The sequence below is a fragment of the Wolbachia endosymbiont (group B) of Ablattaria laevigata genome, from assembly GCF_964277395.1.
In the GTDB taxonomy this organism is placed as follows: Bacteria; Pseudomonadota; Alphaproteobacteria; order Rickettsiales; family Anaplasmataceae; genus Wolbachia.
In genome coordinates this window covers 1010467-1028259 of sequence record NZ_OZ195519.1, presented here as the reverse complement: position 1 = coordinate 1028259, position 17793 = coordinate 1010467, and the positions used below count along the sequence as shown (strand labels likewise).

Here is a 17793-nt window from a genome sequence, read left to right as displayed (position 1 = left end):
TGGAATGACATTATGGAAGCTGTGATGACAAGGAAGGAAGCACTAGAAAGAAATGGGTGTCACGCACTGGGATGACATTATGGGAACTGAGATACAAGAAAAGAAACACTGGTTTGACATGCACCTGAACAGATACTCTCAGTGATGTAAATTCAACTTTACCCCATTTGCAACCATCAGGGTTCTTTGACTATAGACCTAACAATTCTTTTCTAATTTCTTCTTTAATTGTATCAATAATCTTTTTATCAAGTTTATTTATTAAGGAATCATCAATACCTGTGATGTCATCTGGATTTTGTATCATTTTTTCAATAGCATCATCTATTTTTTTTACTCTTTCTTTATTAATTTCATCAAATATAGGTTTAATGTTTGCGTAACCAGGAGCGCCCTTGCTATAACTTTTGCTGCTTTCGTTGATACAACCACCAGCACCATATGTTTTATTCACGTAGTTTTTACTACATTTTGTTACATCTTTATACCCAATCTCACCATTTTCTATATATGCTATTTTATTATCTTTACTAGAGTTTAGCTTGTCCCCTTTCTTAATTTCTTCTTTTAATTTTAAACTTTGTTCATGAATTATTGTATCTTTGTAATTCTTTCCCCCATAGGTTCTGTATGTACCTCCGCCTGCAACAGTAATTAAATCTTTACAAATTGTTTCTGAAGAGTCTCTGCACATTTTTATTAAAGTTGGTCCCCCATCCTTGTTAGATTCATCATCTTCTTGTCCACCACCTCCTTCTGTCACTTTTACTTTAATATAGGGATAATTGGGGTTGATTTTTAGTTTAGCTTTAATGTAATCACCTGGCATTCCTAGTCTACTTACAGTAGACTGAGCTTTATCAGCTATATGACCAGCTTCACCACCTCCCCATGCTTCTATTTCAACGTAATCATACATTGACAGATCATCTGTATAGCCATCTCCAAGCTCATAAAGTTTTTGATCCCTGTTTTCAATAATCTGCTTCTTATGTTTCAATTGTGCTATTATTATTTCACGTAATCTCTTTTTTAAACCCTCTAAATCGAACCTACACAATTTATCAGCATAAAAGACTTCTGTTCTATTTGCTTTAATCGGTTGATTTTTTAATTGTGTGCACTTTTGTATTTCACCTTTCTCGTTTTTTACTGTTTTACCATCCTTATCCTTGCAATCCACTTCTTCATATCTTAAGTAAAATAGTTTATCATTCTTATCTACATACTGTGTTGAGCGACTACATACTCCATCAAAGCAGAGGCAACCATCATCACCGTGATTACAGTTTTTTTCTTCATACTTTCCATCTGTTAACTCATATACTATTTTGCATTTGTCACAATTTTGTTTTGTATCTACCTCTTTATCCTCTTTTGCCATGCAGTTATCTCTAGACTTATTTTCAGCAGGAATGGAAATATATCCTTTTTTATTAAATATTATTTCATTCAGTGCATCTTGTGGCTTTGCTAAAACCTCAATTGTTTCGTTACAGGGAAAATAATAAAGCTGATCAGACTCCTTTGAATAAACAGTATTGTATTTATTGTATCTTGCCCCCATTGATTTTAGCGATATTAGCTCACTTCCTTTTTCAAGAACAAACTCCTCTGGTTCTGGTTGCCACCCAGAAAGGCAGAGCATTTTACTTTTAGAATTTTCTTTATATTTTATTTCTACTTTTGGATATCCTGAGCCATCTAGTTTGCACTTACCATTCTGAAGCTCTTTACATTCTGCTTCGATATCGGGAACATACCCATATTTTTCTAGAACTTCAAATTGCGAATTATTTTTTAATATACCTTCTATTACGCTATCGATGTCGCTTTTACTGTTACTGCTATCAGTTGTTTTTGCCACTATTGCTGGCTTTACTACTTTTAAAGGTAGATGGCCAACATATGTAGGAGAATTTTTATTAACATAAAAAGTACAGATGCCATTACTGTGAGTTCCACGTGCGTCATAAGTACAAACGTTCTCACTCATTTTCATTTTTACTTTTAGCGTATTTTCGCCTTTACCCTCATTAGGCTTTGGTATGCTCACTTCTTCAATCTTTGGAGCAGGTGGCGCTGGGAAGCAGCGAGCAGGAAATTGTAATTTTCTTTCGGACTCTTCTTCCTCAGTACCATAGTATTCAGCGCAGAGCTGACCTTTTTTTCTATAGGTTTTGAGATAATGGATAGTATCTTTAATAGTAAATGGATAAATTGGAGTATTCTCACTATTTGAAAAACCGCGCGGAAAAGGTAGCTCCCTTCTTTCTTTCAGCTCACCAATAATGACTCCAACTCTTGGATGGAAATAATCATTTTCTTCATTTGTTATAGGAACAATTCTAACTTGTGGTGGTGACATTGCAAGTTGTTCACAAAATGGAGGTGGACCAGGTGCAAGTTGCACAGGGGCACACTTTACTTTTGTTTGATAGCATGTATCACAAGCTTTTTCCATCTCTCCAGGACGAAAAATATTTTCCCCAGAAAATACTCTAGAGCCCCATGAAGAAATTCCTGACATACAAGCCCCCTTTTGACTACAAGCGCATATTTTAGGGGCATTAACAAATTTTACTTTTTCTTCATCAGTAACACCATCTGCCCATTCCCATTCAAGGCGTTTCGCAATTCCTTCTTTGATTTCTTTACTGTTATCTGTCTTAATTGTTCCATCAGCTAACATTTTATCTCCTTCCCAATCGATAAAAGCTGCTGCAGAAACTCCAGCACCTGTGGCTTGTGTGCCATATATTTTGTGGCAAGATGTTCCACTGGATAATATATAACAGTTGTCGTTCCCTTCGTAATTGCAGACCTTAATCTTTGGATCGAAGTAACCTTCTGGTCCCTGATTATTTACTGCTGTAACTTTAATAAATTGCAATAATTTTTTGTCAAAGTCTAAATCGCTCCACTTGCCTTTAAAAAAATTTGCAATACCTTTTCCTGTTTTATTTCCTACAACCTCAAGTTCAGTATTGCTCTTTACAAAATACGGACAATCAGCATATCCTTGATAAGAAAGACAAAATATCAAGGAGAATATCAATAAAAAATTAAGCTTTACATTTTTCATAGAACGCCGGTAACCACTTACTCACTTTTTCGCCTTTTTCCTTTATTGCTTCATACATATACTTTATAGTCTCTTTATTAGCTGAAAGTACATGTATTTCTTTCATATTCTTCAAATCTAGATTTAAAGTTACTAAACCTTTGTATTGCTTTATCAAAAATAAACCTTCCTGTGTTGGTGTTTGCAAAATGACATTCAGTTCCTCTTTCGACAGAGAAAATGCTTTCATGTATAACCTGTTTGCATTTATGTTCGGCATCAGGATTCTCGTATCGACATGCTTATCTAAATATTGAGTAAACTTGCTAGCAAATGCTAGGTTTAAGTTTTCAGTACTTAGAATTACTACAACATTTAACTTTGTCATTCTTTGCATCCAGTCGTCAAACTCTCCCTCTGTAGGAAAAATATTACTTATCTCCCATGCTTCATCCAAAACAAGTATTGCAGGTGAGCCATCACATTTTGCTTCGAAAGAGTATAAGAAATAGTAAAGTATCACGGACATACATTCTTTTTGCTTAGTGAGATTTGCAGTATTGAGGGATATAGTTTTTGTTCCCCAGTCAATATCTGACTCATCACCATCTTGGAATAAGTAAGCAAATTCACCTTCACCACACCATTTACTTATTTTGCCTCCAAGAAGTAAAAGCACTTCAGAAATTTGAGAAATAGATCGCGATTCTCTTGGTATAGCAAATATAGAATCTACAATTTTTTTTGTCTTTTCTTCTACGTCTACCAAACTTGCATCTGCAACCATCCTTTTGATCAATTCAACAAGCATATTGCGATTAGAAGCACTATCTTCAATGTTCAGTGGGTTAAATTTTAGACTTTTATCTTTATATTTTGGATCAATTATGTAATATTGGCCGCTTACTGCTTTAGTAAATATTATTGATTTTCCAGTATTATCCAATATAACAATCCTAGGGTTAAATTTTCTTGATTCCGAAAGTAAGAAATTGATCAGTGAGGTTCTACCTGAATTTGGAGCTCCAAGTATTGTGGTATGACCATTATTTTTCTTTCCATGAAAGTTAAAAAAGTAAGGACTGCCTTTTTTTGAAAAAAAAACTGTTACTGCTTCTTTCCATCTTCCTCCTTTTAACGTACCTGATGTAAAATCATGCAACATAGCAAAGCTGCAAGCATATTTTTCTAATATATTTTTTGGTTGTGTAACAAAAGCAAAGTTTCCAGGAAGCTGTGCCCAAAAATGATTTTCCATGTGCAGATCAGTTCTAAACATCATCAACCCGATTAACGACATTACAGAGGATAAATCGCTGATATTTTTAGCTAACCTATTCTTATCATCTGCAAAGATTGTAACAATAATTTTCTGTTGACAAAAATCCATAGCAGAAATTTTTTCAAGCTCTATTATTTCATTTATTCCTGAGTTTTGAAGTAAGGTATTGTCCTCACTGATTTGCAGTATATTAATTTGTTTTTTGAATTCTTTTACTGCTTTATTATTACTAGTAAATATTATTATTTCTGTGATGATAAGCTCAGAGTCAAGTTGCAAACACCTATCTATATTTTCTAAGGGGATTTCTCGATATTCCTTTATGCAAAAAATAGAACCAAACTTCTGTTGACCTTCAAACGATGTTTGAAATTTATTGAAACCAAAAGCTACTTTTAGGTTTTTCACATGCTGCGATAGATCCCTTTCACATATTGGATAATCTTTGTGCGTTAATGTAATAATGTAATGGAGAAATTCCATCATTTGAGAATATATTTTGCCTTCACTAGATCTAAGGCCCAGTTTTTTAGCTCCAAAAGGTTCTAAATCTTTTTGAATAAGGTCAGTTATTTTTTGTAATTCTTGATGATTTTTTTGTAAAAATAACTTGTGCCTATTCTTTATCCTGCCAAAAAAAAATGCATTATTAATATGTTTGCCAAAATCACTAAGTAACACCACAATGTATAACTCATTTATATACTGTAGTTTACTATCAACTAGTTTATTAAACCACGTTGAGTGTAGCTGATCGGAAAAGTCTGCAGTTTTATTCCACTGTAAGCTCAGTTTATTGCGCTTACGGACAGTGTGAATCCAAACTGTAAAATATAAACTCTGGATATTTTTTGATATACTTTTTCTAATTTCAGTTCTAAGATCACCATAGTTATCAACTGAAGAATAGTCTTCTAACTTGATTATTTTTAACAATTCCCCCTGTTTTGTTAGTATAGTTTCTTCATCGTAGTGGCAAGCATAAGGGATAAAATCTAAATTAATACTTTCTAGTAACGCTAAATTGTTCTTTTTTTCAGAATTAGAGCTAGTGGCCGGTACTTTTGGTTGCATACAACATTATGTGTATTCAATAAAAAGATAATTAAAAAACATAAAAATACTATCTTAATTTTTATCTTTTTTTTCGCTGTCGGGCTGTAATTTTATATCTTTTGCAAAGTTGAATTTTTCTTTCAAGTAATCTGTTGCTTTTTCTGTACTCCCAAACATCATGATCAGTACACCAAACAGTATCATGAAGAAAATTAGACCTCTGAACACTACTGCAAGTATCACTGTAGCTATACATAACCCTATAATTGTCGAAGGATTCATATTTTCCATAGTATCTTTAACTGAAAATGAAGAAATAAGTTCTTTCAACGTTCCTGGTATATTTTTCAATTCATCACTTGCTTTGCTAGAACATGACATGAAGATAAAACTTAACAGGGCTACAATAGCAAAAACTCTACCCAATTGAATACGCATCAGCTAAATACCTTTAAGATACTCCTTAACTGTAACAATTTTTACATCAATAGGCAAGAACCGAATTTACTTACTCACCATAAGTAACGCATATTTAACTTTTATCACCGTGTTAGCTCTTTATTATCAACAAGAGGACTCACACTAATGGATGTCAATTTACTTGACAGAATATTTGAACAAAATTCAGCAGCAGCTGCTGTAGCAAACACTGCAGCCACCACAAACAGTCCTGCTCCTACTAATCCTGATGTCATTGCTCCTGCAACAATGCACCCTATTGCTAAGAGAGCAGAACTTGTTACAAGTGCGACGTGAAGATTTTTGTTTTTACTATTATTTTCATAATTATCAGCTTCTTGTTTATTTAAAACAATTTTCTCCTCTTTTTTTTCGAATTGCACTGAATCTTTTTTCTGATTGCTTGTCATTTGAGTAACTTGATCCATATTTTCTTTTTTCCTGGATTCCAGCATCACGTGCTGGAATGACACCTCTCGCTCTTCTTCTTCAATCTGTAGGTTCTTAGTTACTTCTTGTAGGTCATGATTCTCTACAGCAGAGTTTACGCTGCTCTTTCTTTTACTTACTGGTGATTTCAAACTTTCTTTACTCAGTTCACGTGAACCCATTTCACTATCTAAATCACTACTACTACTGAGTTTAGAAGTATTTGTACCTCTTGGCACTTCTACAGGATCTGCAGTTGTACTAGGGTTTTTATTTTCTAAATCCTCACAAAATTGGCTAGAGAAGCCATTCAATTGCGATTGTGCGCTTTCTTTTTTTGCTTGCGATTGTTTTAATGTAGGAACTGTTGAAGCATCATAACTATCTAAACTTCTCAAGGAATTATATGTTCCAGAGATTCCTATTCCACTTACACCCTTGCCTGCAGAATCCTCTTCCTGAGGAGTCATGTCCGAACTTGTAGAATTTGGAACTTCAGCAGGAAAACTTTTTTTCTTAAATAATCCCATAGCATTATCTTGCCTATCTGTTTGATTGTTTTTACGACTTTTTTGATTTTGAATAGTGCTACTAGAATGATTTTTGTCACTACTTTTATTAGTAATCCCTGTAATCTCTAAAATTATTCCTAATATTTTTCCTCTTCTTGTTGGTGATCTTTGTGATGATTTTTCTTCATTGTTAAGTACTGAAGGTTTCATTAATTCCTCTGACTCTATCACTTCTTTTTCCAATGCTGGAAGAAATTTCTCGGTGTAATAATTATAGTATTTTTGATATTCTTCTTGCTCTCTCAGTAATTTTTCGAATTGAATTAATACGTTAGGATCAGCTCCATTGTTGAACAACTCTATGCATTTTTTGATAGTTCCATCTTCCTTTTTTAGATTTTCATGATTATGTCTTTTTTTTGTGACCTTTTTGTATATATTGGTGAACAGTTTACGATCTTCTTCATTACTCAAAGATTGAATAAGCTCTTCTATTTGATAAGGTAAATCATTACTTCTAGATTTTTTTAAAGTACCTAGCATAACATTCCTCTCATACAAATAAAATGTATGAATACCTCTTTAGCGTTAATTTTACATTAAAACTGGGCAGTTATGCCTTATTACGGATAATTATAGCAATTTGCTAACTATTTTCTTTGCTGATTACTGATTTTGCATTTCAACATAATTGCTTGCCTGTTGAACTAGCATATCTATTACTTCTTTTACAGGCTTTTCTCTATCAACCATGCCAACACTTTGACCAGCCATTAAAGATCCTGTTTCAACATCTCCATCAATTACTGCCCTTCTTAAGGCTCCAGCCCAGAACTTTTCTATTTCAAGCTGCCCATTTTCTTTTGAGATCTTTCCATTTTGATATTTATCGATAATGTCTCTTTGATGCTTCATAAAATCATCACTTGCTTTGTTAACTATAGCTCTTACTGGAATTACAGGGAAATCAGCACTAATCTGCACAGAAGATACAGCATTACGCGCAGCTGATTTGATGAATACTTCTTTAAAATTTTTGTGAGCGATTGACTCATTCGTGCAGACAAATAATGTACCTATTTGACAGCCACTTGCTCCCATTTCTAGGTAGTTCACTATCATTTCACCTCTTCCTATTCCACCTGCAACAAACACCGGTGTTTTCTCATTTTTAAAATGAGGTAATATCTCCTGTGCGAGAACAGAAGTGCTAACAGGACCGATATGTCCTCCTGCTTCCATACCTTCTATTATTAACGCATCTACTCCCATTTTTACTAACCTTTTCGCGAGGCTTAATGCTGGTGCAAAACACATAACTTCAATGCCCGCACTCTTGATTTTTTCTATATTAGGCTTCGTTGGTAGTCCACCGGCAAGCACTATATGGCTTACTTTCGTTTCAATGCACACATCTATCAACTCACTCAACTTTGGGTGCATAGTAATTAGATTTACACCAAATGGTTTGTTAGTTAATTTCTGTGTCTCTATGATTTCTTTTTTCAGTAAGTCTGGAAACATTGCACCGCAAGCAATCACGCCAAATCCACCAGCATTTGAGATTGCTGAAACCAAATTTCTCTCTGAAACCCAGCTCATAGCACCACCCATTATTGAAAATTCACTACCGAGAAAATTCGTTCCTTTCTTCCAAAGCTTGCTCAACATATAGCCTATATCATACGTTTAAAAATGTTTTGTTTATCTATGAATGTATGTTTCAAAGCGCCAAGTATATGTAAGACTATAAAGAGTACCATAAAATACGCAAGTATCGAATGTAGCTGATTAGCTGCACTAGCTAGCTCTTTGTTTTCATTGATTAACAAAGGGATATGAACAAAATATTTGATCTCTTTACTAGAAGCAGAAGACATGACATAACCAGATAGTGGCATTAGCATCATCAAAGCATACAAACCAAAGTGTACCGTTTTGCTCGCGTTGATTACAAATCGAGAAAAATTTGCTGGTAATGGCGGAACATAAGTAAAGACGCGAAAAAATATACGTACTATAATTAATCCAAGAACGGTGATGCCACAAGCCTTATGAATAGCGTATATGCTGAATTTAATTTCACTGCTAATCGGCAAACTTTTCATGTACAGTCCAGAACAAAGCATACCAATAATAAGAGCAGACATTAACCAATGAATGATCCTTAAACCTAAACTATATTTATTGTCTTTCATTAATTTTGATTACTCTAAAGTAGAATTTATATAGTAGAAAAACTATTTCTCAATCAAAATTATCTATACATAATTTCGCTGCCTTGATCAACATAAGTGCAATAATTGTATGTGACACATAAACATTGTCTATCAGATCATAAGGAGATGGTGAACTTTTTGAGAGTTTTTCTATTGTATTGACTTTAAACACATTTTATCCTATACAATTTCAGTACCTTAAACTACCAAAGCATGCCTGATCTAAAGACAATGATGCTAAATTTTGGTCCTCAGCACCCAGCTGCACATGGGGTGCTACGACTTGTTTTAGAGATGGATGGTGAAGTGATCGAGAGAGCAGACCCCCATATTGGGCTTTTGCACCGTGGCACTGAAAAATTGATAGAACATAAAACATATCTTCAAGCTCTGCCTTATTTTGACCGCCTTGATTATGTGTCGCCAATGTCACAAGAGCATGCATATTCGTTGTGTGTAGAGAAATTGTTGCAATGTGAAATTCCAATTAGAGCAAAATATTTGCGTGTTTTGTTTTGTGAGCTGACAAGAATACTAAATCATTTACTAAATATCTCTTCTCAAGCACTTGATGTTGGGGCGATGACCCCTCTTTTATGGCTCTTTGAAGAGAGAGAAAAAATACTCGAGTTCTATGAAAGGGCCTCAGGTGCAAGATTTCACGCAGCTTATATAAGGCCAGGTGGACTTGCAGCAGATATCCCAGAAGGTTTGATTGAAGATATTGCAAAATTTATAGAGCAATTTCCAAAGTATATAGATGATGTTGATGAACTTTTAACGGAAAATAGGATATGGAAGCAACGCACTGTAGGAATTAGTGAAATATCAATAAAACAGGCGCTTGATTGGGGCTTTAGTGGACCAATGCTCCGTGCTGCTGGGCTTGCTTGGGATCTGCGAAAAAGCCAGCCATATGAGATATATGATCAGCTAGATTTTGATATACCAATTGGCCAAAATGGTGACTGTTATGACCGTTATTTAGTAAGAATGGCGGAGATTAGGCAATCTATCAGCTTGGTGAAGCAATGCGTAGAGAAGATACCTGAAGGGCCAATAAAAACTGAAGATAGAAAAATTTCTCCACCGCCAAGAGCAGAAATGAAAGAATCTATGGAGGCTATGATTCATCATTTTAAGCTTTATTCAGAAGGATATCATGTGCCAGAAGGTGAGGCATATGTGGCTGTTGAAGCGCCAAAAGGTGAGTTTGGAGTATATATAGTTTCAGATGGTACCAATAGACCTTATAGATGTCGAATAAGAGCACCTGGCTTTGCGCATTTACAGGCCTTAGATTTCATGGCAAAAGGACACATGCTTGCTGACATTGCAGCAATTATCGGTTCACTCGACATAGTCTTTGGTGAGATTGATAGGTAATTATTTTAAAATAGTAACTTAACTAATGGTTAAGACATCTTCTATCATAAATTGTATAAATTCATTGCCATTCCAGTAATTCATAGAGATTTTACCCAAAATGGCTTTAACATTACCCTGCATAATAGCAGAGCCGAGCTCAGTATTTGCACAGCGAAACGCAATAGCTTTGACCATAACATTATCGTCAGCAATAAAACATTTTATATGGTCAACTCCTATAACTTCCGGCTTTCTTATCTTTGCCCCTTGAATGATGAATCTTGGTTCAGGATTGCCAGCTCCAAATGGCTCTAAGCGCTGCAGTTGATTCCAAAGGGATAAGTTTATTGCTTTAGCTGTTACTATACCATCAGCTTTTATAGTTTTATCGTTTGTGGAGTTTGCAAATCTTTCAGTAAAAAAATCATGTAGATCACTTATTTTATCTTCTTCAATCGAAAATCCTGCTGCCATACTGTGACCACCACCTTCAATGATTAGGTTGGTAAATTTTGCAGAAAGAACCGCAGCACCAATATCTACTCCAGAAATTGACCTACAGCTTGCTTTTCCTATTCCATTGTTTAAAGATATCACTATCGTTGGTAAGTGAAACTGCTCTTTTAGTCTTGATGCAATGATACCAATTATTCCCTGGTGCCAATTACCACTTACCATTATAAAATTTACACCTAAGTGGGCAAAATTTTCCGCTTGTGTTGTGGCTTCCAAAATAGCCTCATTTTCTAGCATTTTTCTTGCATTATTCAAATCTATTAGTTTTAGCGCGATTGAATGTGCATCATCATCGGTGGAAAGCAACCTTGCACCGAGCGATGCTTCTCCAATTCTTCCTCCGGCATTTATGCACGGTCCAATGCTAAACCCTAATCGTGAAACACTTGGTTTTTCAAGGATTCCCAAAGCGTCAAACAAAACACGTAAGCCAACATTTTTTCTTGCTGACATAACTTTTAATCCTTGTAAAACAAAAGCCCTATTTAGGCCTGTAATCTGCATAACATCGCAAACAGTTCCAAGAGCAACCAAATCCAGTAGATCAAATAAATCTGGTTCTTTTTTGTTGGTAAAAAATCCTTGCTCACGTAGGATTCTGTTAAGAGCAACAATTAGCAGAAATGACACTCCAACTGCTGCTAAGTTATTATAAGGAGAGCTCTCATCAAGGCGGTTGGGATTAACAACTGCTACAGCACTTGGTAATTTTTCTGTTCCAAGGTGATGGTCGACAACTATAATATCAAGTCCAAAGACTTTTGCATCTTCTATTGGTTGATATGCAAGCGTACCGCAATCAACAGAAATACATAAATCAATACCATTCTTTTTAAGTTGTAATAAAGCATCTGTGTTCAATCCATAGCCCTCATCAACACGATCTGGAATATAGATTATAGAGTGTGTCCCAATCGCTCTTAGGTACCTATTAATCAATGCTGATGACGTTGCACCATCAACATCGTAATCACCAAATATTGCAATATTCTCATTATTGTTTATTGCTTTTATTATGTGAGAAACAGCTTTATCCATATCAAGGAGGTGAAAGGGATCTGGTAATAGCGATCTGATTAGTGGGTGTAAGAAGTCATGTGCATTTTCTATGTTAACACCACGAGCAACTAATATTCTTGCTAATATTTCTGGCAACTCAAATCTCTGTATAAGAGTAAAAATCTCCCTTTGATCTGCTTTTTGTAACTTCCACAGTGCATTTGTTATGCTGCGTTTTTCAATATCAAGTAGCATATTTTTTGTAAATAAAACTACTTTACCAGAACTTTTACGCTTGTTCTATAATTGTGTTAGACTTCTGTATAACCTAAAGAAAGATATAGGAGAGTGTCACTCGAAAGGAATCACATTTATTTTGACAAAGAGCATCTGTAAAATCTGATACTTCTTCTTGCATAACATGCTCTTTAATTAGTATTATATCTATATTAGCATATAAGTGTGAATATTATATTAGTGTAATTACTTTTTGGTATACATAACAAATTTATGCCTGGAAACAGTTTTTGGTTACTCAAACCTTTTCTACCTTTATTTCATATTCTTTAAAGTATTTTTTGCACTTTCTTTATAAAAACCATAGGTACCAATCGGTTTTTAGCTTAAGAATAAAGGTTAAGTATCTGGAATTCTGGACATAAAATCCTCCTGAAAGATTAGAAAGAAAATGCAGCGCATATACAACAGAATTTGAACACGTGCTGAAGAAGATACACTACGTTTTTTTTTTTTGAAAAATTGACTGAAAAGTCTGCAGACGAAGATAGATTTTTGAGCTCTTAAAATACCTCTACTGTTAGAGTAAGGAAAGCGAGAAGGTTTGTCAAGCAATCTTTATTGGCTGTTGTACTAGAATTCAGTTTTTCGTATAATTTGCTAGAATTTGTGTGAAGAATTTTAAATATGAAAGGCCTATATATTAAAACTTACGGCTGTCAGATGAACGTTTATGACTCCATTTTAATGGAGAATATAGTTAAGCCTTTAGGGTTCAACGTTGTTAGTGATGCAGAACAAGCTGATTTGGTGATATTAAATACTTGTCATATTAGAGAAAAGGCAGCAGAAAAGCTTTACTCAGAGCTTGGAAGAATCCATTCATCACAAAAAAATAAGGAAATGACCATAGTGGTGGCTGGATGTGTAGCGCAAGCAGAGGGAGAAGAAGTGTTCAGAAGGGCTCCTTTTGTTGATATTGTTGTTGGTCCGCAGAGTATTTCTGCTTTACCGGAGTTAATAGTCAAAGCAAGCAGAAGTAAAGGTCATGTAATAAATACTGATTTTCCAGAAGTTGCGAAGTTTGATAAATTGCCAGATGAATGCTATGGCAATAGCCAGGGGTCTTCTGCGTTTCTTGCCATACAAGAAGGTTGTGATAAATTTTGTACGTTTTGTGTGGTACCATATACACGCGGGGCTGAGTATTCACGACCAGTAAATGAAATATTCCGTGAAACATTGAAGTTAGTTGCAAATGGGGCAAGGGAAATCAATTTGCTCGGTCAAAATGTTAATGCTTATCATGGAGAGTGCGAAGGAGAGGTGTGGGATTTAGGAAAATTAATTAGTCACATTGCTAAAATTGAAAAGCTAGAAAGAATCCGCTACACAACTTCTCATCCAAGAGATATGCACGAATCTCTCTACTTGGTACATGCGGAGGAATCAAAACTCATGCCGTTTGTTCACCTACCTGTGCAGTCAGGTTCGAATAAAATATTGCATGCAATGAATAGAAAACACACGGCAGAGGAATATTTGGGAATAATAGACAGATTGCGCAAATTGAAACCTGAAATCGAATTTTCTTCTGATTTTATTGTTGGTTTTCCTGGAGAAACTGAAAAAGATTTTGAGGAAACTATGAAGTTAGTAGAAAAAGTAAAGTACGCTCAGGCTTATAGTTTTAAATATAGCCCAAGGCCAGGAACGCCAGGGGCGGAAAGAAAAGATCAAGTACCAGAAGAGTTTAAAACAGAGCGTCTTCTTCGTTTACAGGAATTAATTAGCAAGCAACAACTTGAATTTAATCAGAGTATGATAGGAAAAACTATTCCTGTTCTATTCAGTGATAAAAAAGGTAAACACCAAAATCAAATTATTGGTAAAAGCCCATACATGCAATCAGTATGCGTTGATGATCCTGACGATAAATACAAAGATAAAATAGTAAATGTAAGGATATTGGAAGCTCGGCAAAATAGTTTGTTGGGATGCGCTGCCTAATTAGAGAAAAGTGCTCCCATGGTCTCATGTAGAAGCACTTTGTGTGTTTTTATAAGTTTATAAGCTATCTAGATTTAATCCTTAAGGGACTACAACTCTCTGTTACGCAATCATATGAGACTTGATATAATAGATTTGCGGGATTTTTTTTCTTTTCCCACTGATAGTGTACTTTTTCAACCTTTCCAGAATTATTATATTCATAAGAAAGCGATCTCCAAATAACGCTGCTTTTACTATTATTTTTGTTAGCATCGTGAAATTTCTGATAAGGCCAACTGTTATTGTCTTTATTCATCTTTAACTTAAGTAAATAAGTCTGATTTATTAATATGCTGTATAATAATGTCAACACCTATCAATGTTTATAGAAACAGAGTTTTTGGATTTGTAATTTTCCAGAAAGCTCTATATTCTTTGATTTTATCCAGTTAAAATGAATATGAAGTATTATCCTGATACAAGCAGCAGTCCTGATTTTTCATTGCTAGAAAAGGAAATCATAAAATTTTGGCAGGAAAATAAAATTTTTGAGCAGTCAGTCGAGAAACGTTCCAAGGATCATTGTTTTGTATTTTATGATGGGCCTCCGTTTGCAAATGGACTTCCGCATTACGGACACTTGCTTACTGGTTTTATAAAAGATGCATTTGCAAGATATCAAACTATGCTGCAAAAAAGGGTTGAACGCAGATTTGGTTGGGATTGCCATGGGCTACCGGCTGAGATGGGCGCGGAAAAGGAACTTAGAATATCTGGTAGAACTGAGATAGAGAAATTTGGCATTGAAAAATTCAATAATCATTGCCGTACTTCTGTGATGAAATTTTCATCAGAATGGGAGAAGTATGTAAATAGACAAGCAAGATGGGTAGATTTTCACAATGACTATAAGACTATGGATAAGTCATTCATGGAGTCGGTCATGTGGGCATTTAAGCAGCTTTATGATAAAGGTCTGGTGTATGAATCAATACGCGTTGTTCCCTATAGCTGGGCGTGTGAAACTCCACTCTCTAATTTTGAAACAAGGCTTGATAATGCATATAGAGAAAAAATTAGCAAAGCTGTAACTGTTGCTTTTGAACTTTTAGAAAATCCAAAGCAATTTAAACAAAAATGTAGATTACTTGCTTGGACTACAACGCCTTGGACGTTGCCGAGCAATCTTGCACTGGCAGTAGGGGAGGATATTGAGTATTGTATGGTGTTAGTAAATGGTGAAGTCTGCATCTTTGCTGAAAGTTATTTAGAGAAATTTGTCAGCCACTGTGAACAAAGCAATATTCAATATGAAAACTGTAATACAAAACTTAAAGCGAGTGATCTTGCAGGTCTTTCCTATAAACCACTGTTTGATTACTTTAAAGATACAAAAAATGCGTTCCGTGTTTTCATTGCTGATTATGTTACAGGAGAAGATGGTACTGGTGTTGTGCACACTGCTCCTGGATTTGGTGAAGAAGATTTTTACCTTTGCCAAAGCCATGATATTCGAGCTGTTTGTCCAATTGATAACGGTGGGAAATTTACTGCAGAAGTTTCAGATTTAACAGGAGTTCATGTTTTTGATGCCAATGATACAGTAATCAAGAAATTAAAAAGGCAGGGGAGCTGGTTTAAAACTGAGCAATATATTCACAATTATCCACACTGCTGGAGAACTGACACTCCTTTAATCTACCGCACTATGCCTTCTTGGTATGTTGCTGTGACAAAGTTTAAGGGAAGAATGACAGAGCTAAATAAGAGAGTTAATTGGATGCCAAATCATATAAGAGATGGTCAATTTGGAAAATGGCTTGAAGGAGCGCACGACTGGTCTATTTCACGCAATCGATTCTGGGGTACTCCAATTCCTGTGTGGAAATCAGACGATGCAAAATATCCAAGAGTGGATGTGTATGGCTCAATAGCAGAACTAGAGCGAGACTTTAATGTTAAGATAGATGACTTGCACAGACCGTTTATCGATACTTTGACGAGACCAAATCCTGATGATCCAACAGGAAAATCAGTTATGCGTCGTGTGCCTGATGTGTTTGATTGTTGGTTTGAGTCTGGCTCGATGCCGTTCGCGCAAGTTCACTATCCGTTTGAAAATAAAGAATGGTTCGAGAAAAATTTCCCTGCGGATTTTATCACTGAATATATAGCACAAACAAGAGGATGGTTCTATACGCTTTTTGTGCTTTCCACTGCTTTATTTGACAGTGAGCCATTTAAGAACTGCATATGCCACGGTGTGGTTCTTGATGTGAAAGGGCAGAAATTATCCAAACGTCTGAATAATTATGCGGACCCAATGGAAGTGTTTGACAAATATGGTTCTGATGCGCTGCGTTTTCTTATGCTGTCTGGTTCCATTGTCTGCGGTGGTAATTTACTACTCGACAAAGAAGGAAATTTAGTGCGTGATGTTCTGAAAAACGTAATAAAACCTATTTGGAACAGTTATCACTTTTTTACTATGTATGCAAATGCAGATGGAATTAAAGCTGAGATTTGTAGGGATTATCAGAATACTATTGATTGCTACATGATTTCAAAATGTTTTGAAGCTGTGGAAGGTATGCGAGCTTCTATGAACAACTATAACTCTCAGGAAGCTTGCAAAATCTTGACAGATTTTTTTGAAGTGCTAAATAATTGGTATATTCGTCGCAGTCGCGAGCGTTTTTGGAAAAGTGACTTAGATCAAGATAAAACCGACGCTTATAATGTTCTGTACACAGTTTTTTATTACATGCTTCGAGCTGCAGCTCCTTTGTTGCCACTCATAACAGAGACTATATGGCAAGGGCTTCAGTACAAAGAAACATCTGTTCATTTGGCTGATTTTCCACAATCAGATAGATATGACAGTGAACTCATTGCCAAGATGGATTTGGTAAGGGAAATATGTAATGCTGCACTCTCTATTAGAAACATGTTTAACATACGTATAAGGCAGCCACTTGGTAGCATGACTATTTATCATAAGTCTTCCTGCAATTTTCTTGAAGATGAATATCAAGAGATGGTAAGAGATGAGGTGAATGTAAAAGAACTAGAAATAGTAAGTGAATTGAAAGAGGTTGCATCACTAGAGTTAAAATTAAATTTTCCTGTGCTTGGAAGAAAAGTTCCAGACAAAATCAAGAAACTAGTTCAATACGTTAAGGAAGGAAAGTGGAAGCAAGTTGAAAACGAACAGATATTTTTGGGAGATGAAACAGAGAGCTATACTATGGAAAAAGGTGAATATGAACTATTATTAAAAGCAAACAGTGAATATTCTGCTGTGTTTGATAATAACAAAGGAGTTGTTATTCTAAATACTGAATTAAATAATGAACTAATTCTAGAAGGGCTGGCAAGAGATATTGTGAGGCTTATTCAAGAAACTAGAAAACAGGCTGATTTTTATATATCAGATAGAATCAGAGTAATAATCAAAGCAGAAGATGAGAAAATTAAGGAAGCAATAAATACATGGGTTGAATATATAAAAGATCAGACCCTTGCCTTATCTTTGGACACTAATAAAGAGATCGAGGCCGATTTCTATTCTAAGGAATACCAAGGTTTGACAGTTGGTATTAAGTTAATAAAGTTGCAAAGTTAGTAATGTTTATGCTATACTTAAATTGCTTTAAGTAG

General features: G+C 35.1%; 12 protein-coding genes. 3 read left to right on the top strand and 9 right to left on the bottom strand.

What is annotated here, in order from left to right:
- Positions 1-190 precede the first annotated feature (190 nt).
- From ACICP1_RS04765 to ACICP1_RS04735, 7 genes are all read right to left on the bottom strand, one after another.
- Entirely contained in the window at positions 191-3085 is a 2895-nt protein-coding gene (locus tag ACICP1_RS04765) for a hypothetical protein (RefSeq protein WP_395461189.1), read from the bottom strand.
- A complete protein-coding gene (locus ACICP1_RS04760; RefSeq protein WP_264375800.1) occupies positions 3066-5420 on the bottom strand; it encodes a type VI secretion protein in 2355 nt (784 codons plus the stop codon). The genes ACICP1_RS04765 and ACICP1_RS04760 overlap by 20 nt, the downstream gene beginning before the upstream one ends.
- A gap of 54 nt (positions 5421-5474) precedes the next feature.
- On the bottom strand, positions 5475-5840 hold the full coding sequence (locus ACICP1_RS04755) for a hypothetical protein (RefSeq protein WP_010402638.1): 366 nt from the start codon (positions 5838-5840) through the stop codon (positions 5475-5477).
- 104 nt (positions 5841-5944) lie between these two features.
- Positions 5945-7345, bottom strand: coding sequence for a DUF350 domain-containing protein (locus ACICP1_RS04750; RefSeq protein WP_395461188.1), 1401 nt, complete (start codon positions 7343-7345; stop codon positions 5945-5947).
- A 123-nt stretch (positions 7346-7468) separates the two neighbouring features.
- The gene (locus ACICP1_RS04745; protein WP_265025294.1) at positions 7469-8473 is read right to left on the bottom strand and encodes an NAD(P)H-dependent flavin oxidoreductase; all 1005 of its coding nucleotides are present in this window, start codon (positions 8471-8473) and stop codon (positions 7469-7471) included.
- Between the two features lie 5 nt (positions 8474-8478).
- Complete coding sequence (locus ACICP1_RS04740) at positions 8479-9000, bottom strand: cytochrome b (protein WP_265025295.1); 522 nt, start codon at positions 8998-9000, stop codon at positions 8479-8481.
- A 49-nt stretch (positions 9001-9049) separates the two neighbouring features.
- Positions 9050-9193 carry a hypothetical protein gene (locus tag ACICP1_RS04735; protein WP_395461187.1) on the bottom strand — a complete coding sequence of 48 codons (144 nt, stop codon included), beginning with the start codon at positions 9191-9193 and terminating at the stop codon, positions 9050-9052.
- A 41-nt stretch (positions 9194-9234) separates the two neighbouring features.
- On the opposite strand from ACICP1_RS04735, the gene ACICP1_RS04730 reads away from it, so the two are divergent.
- Positions 9235-10407 carry an NADH-quinone oxidoreductase subunit D gene (locus tag ACICP1_RS04730; RefSeq protein WP_395461186.1) on the top strand — a complete coding sequence of 391 codons (1173 nt, stop codon included), beginning with the start codon at positions 9235-9237 and terminating at the stop codon, positions 10405-10407.
- An 18-nt stretch (positions 10408-10425) separates the two neighbouring features.
- Here ACICP1_RS04730 and recJ read toward each other — a convergent pair whose 3' ends face one another.
- A complete protein-coding gene (gene recJ, locus ACICP1_RS04725) occupies positions 10426-12159 on the bottom strand; it encodes a single-stranded-DNA-specific exonuclease RecJ (protein WP_395461185.1) in 1734 nt (577 codons plus the stop codon).
- 669 nt (positions 12160-12828) lie between these two features.
- On the opposite strand from recJ, the gene miaB reads away from it, so the two are divergent.
- Positions 12829-14151, top strand: a complete 1323-nt coding sequence (miaB, locus tag ACICP1_RS04720; protein ID WP_395461184.1) for a tRNA (N6-isopentenyl adenosine(37)-C2)-methylthiotransferase MiaB — start codon at positions 12829-12831, stop codon at positions 14149-14151.
- Positions 14152-14215: 64 nt separating this feature from the next.
- On the opposite strand, the gene ACICP1_RS04715 is transcribed toward miaB, so the two are convergent.
- Positions 14216-14449 (bottom strand): hypothetical protein, encoded by a 234-nt coding sequence (locus tag ACICP1_RS04715; protein WP_010402600.1) that lies wholly within the window; start codon positions 14447-14449, stop codon positions 14216-14218.
- A gap of 138 nt (positions 14450-14587) precedes the next feature.
- Between ACICP1_RS04715 and ileS the strand changes: the two genes are divergently transcribed.
- A complete protein-coding gene (ileS, locus tag ACICP1_RS04710) occupies positions 14588-17758 on the top strand; it encodes an isoleucine--tRNA ligase (RefSeq protein WP_395461183.1) in 3171 nt (1056 codons plus the stop codon).
- Positions 17759-17793 lie beyond the last annotated feature (35 nt).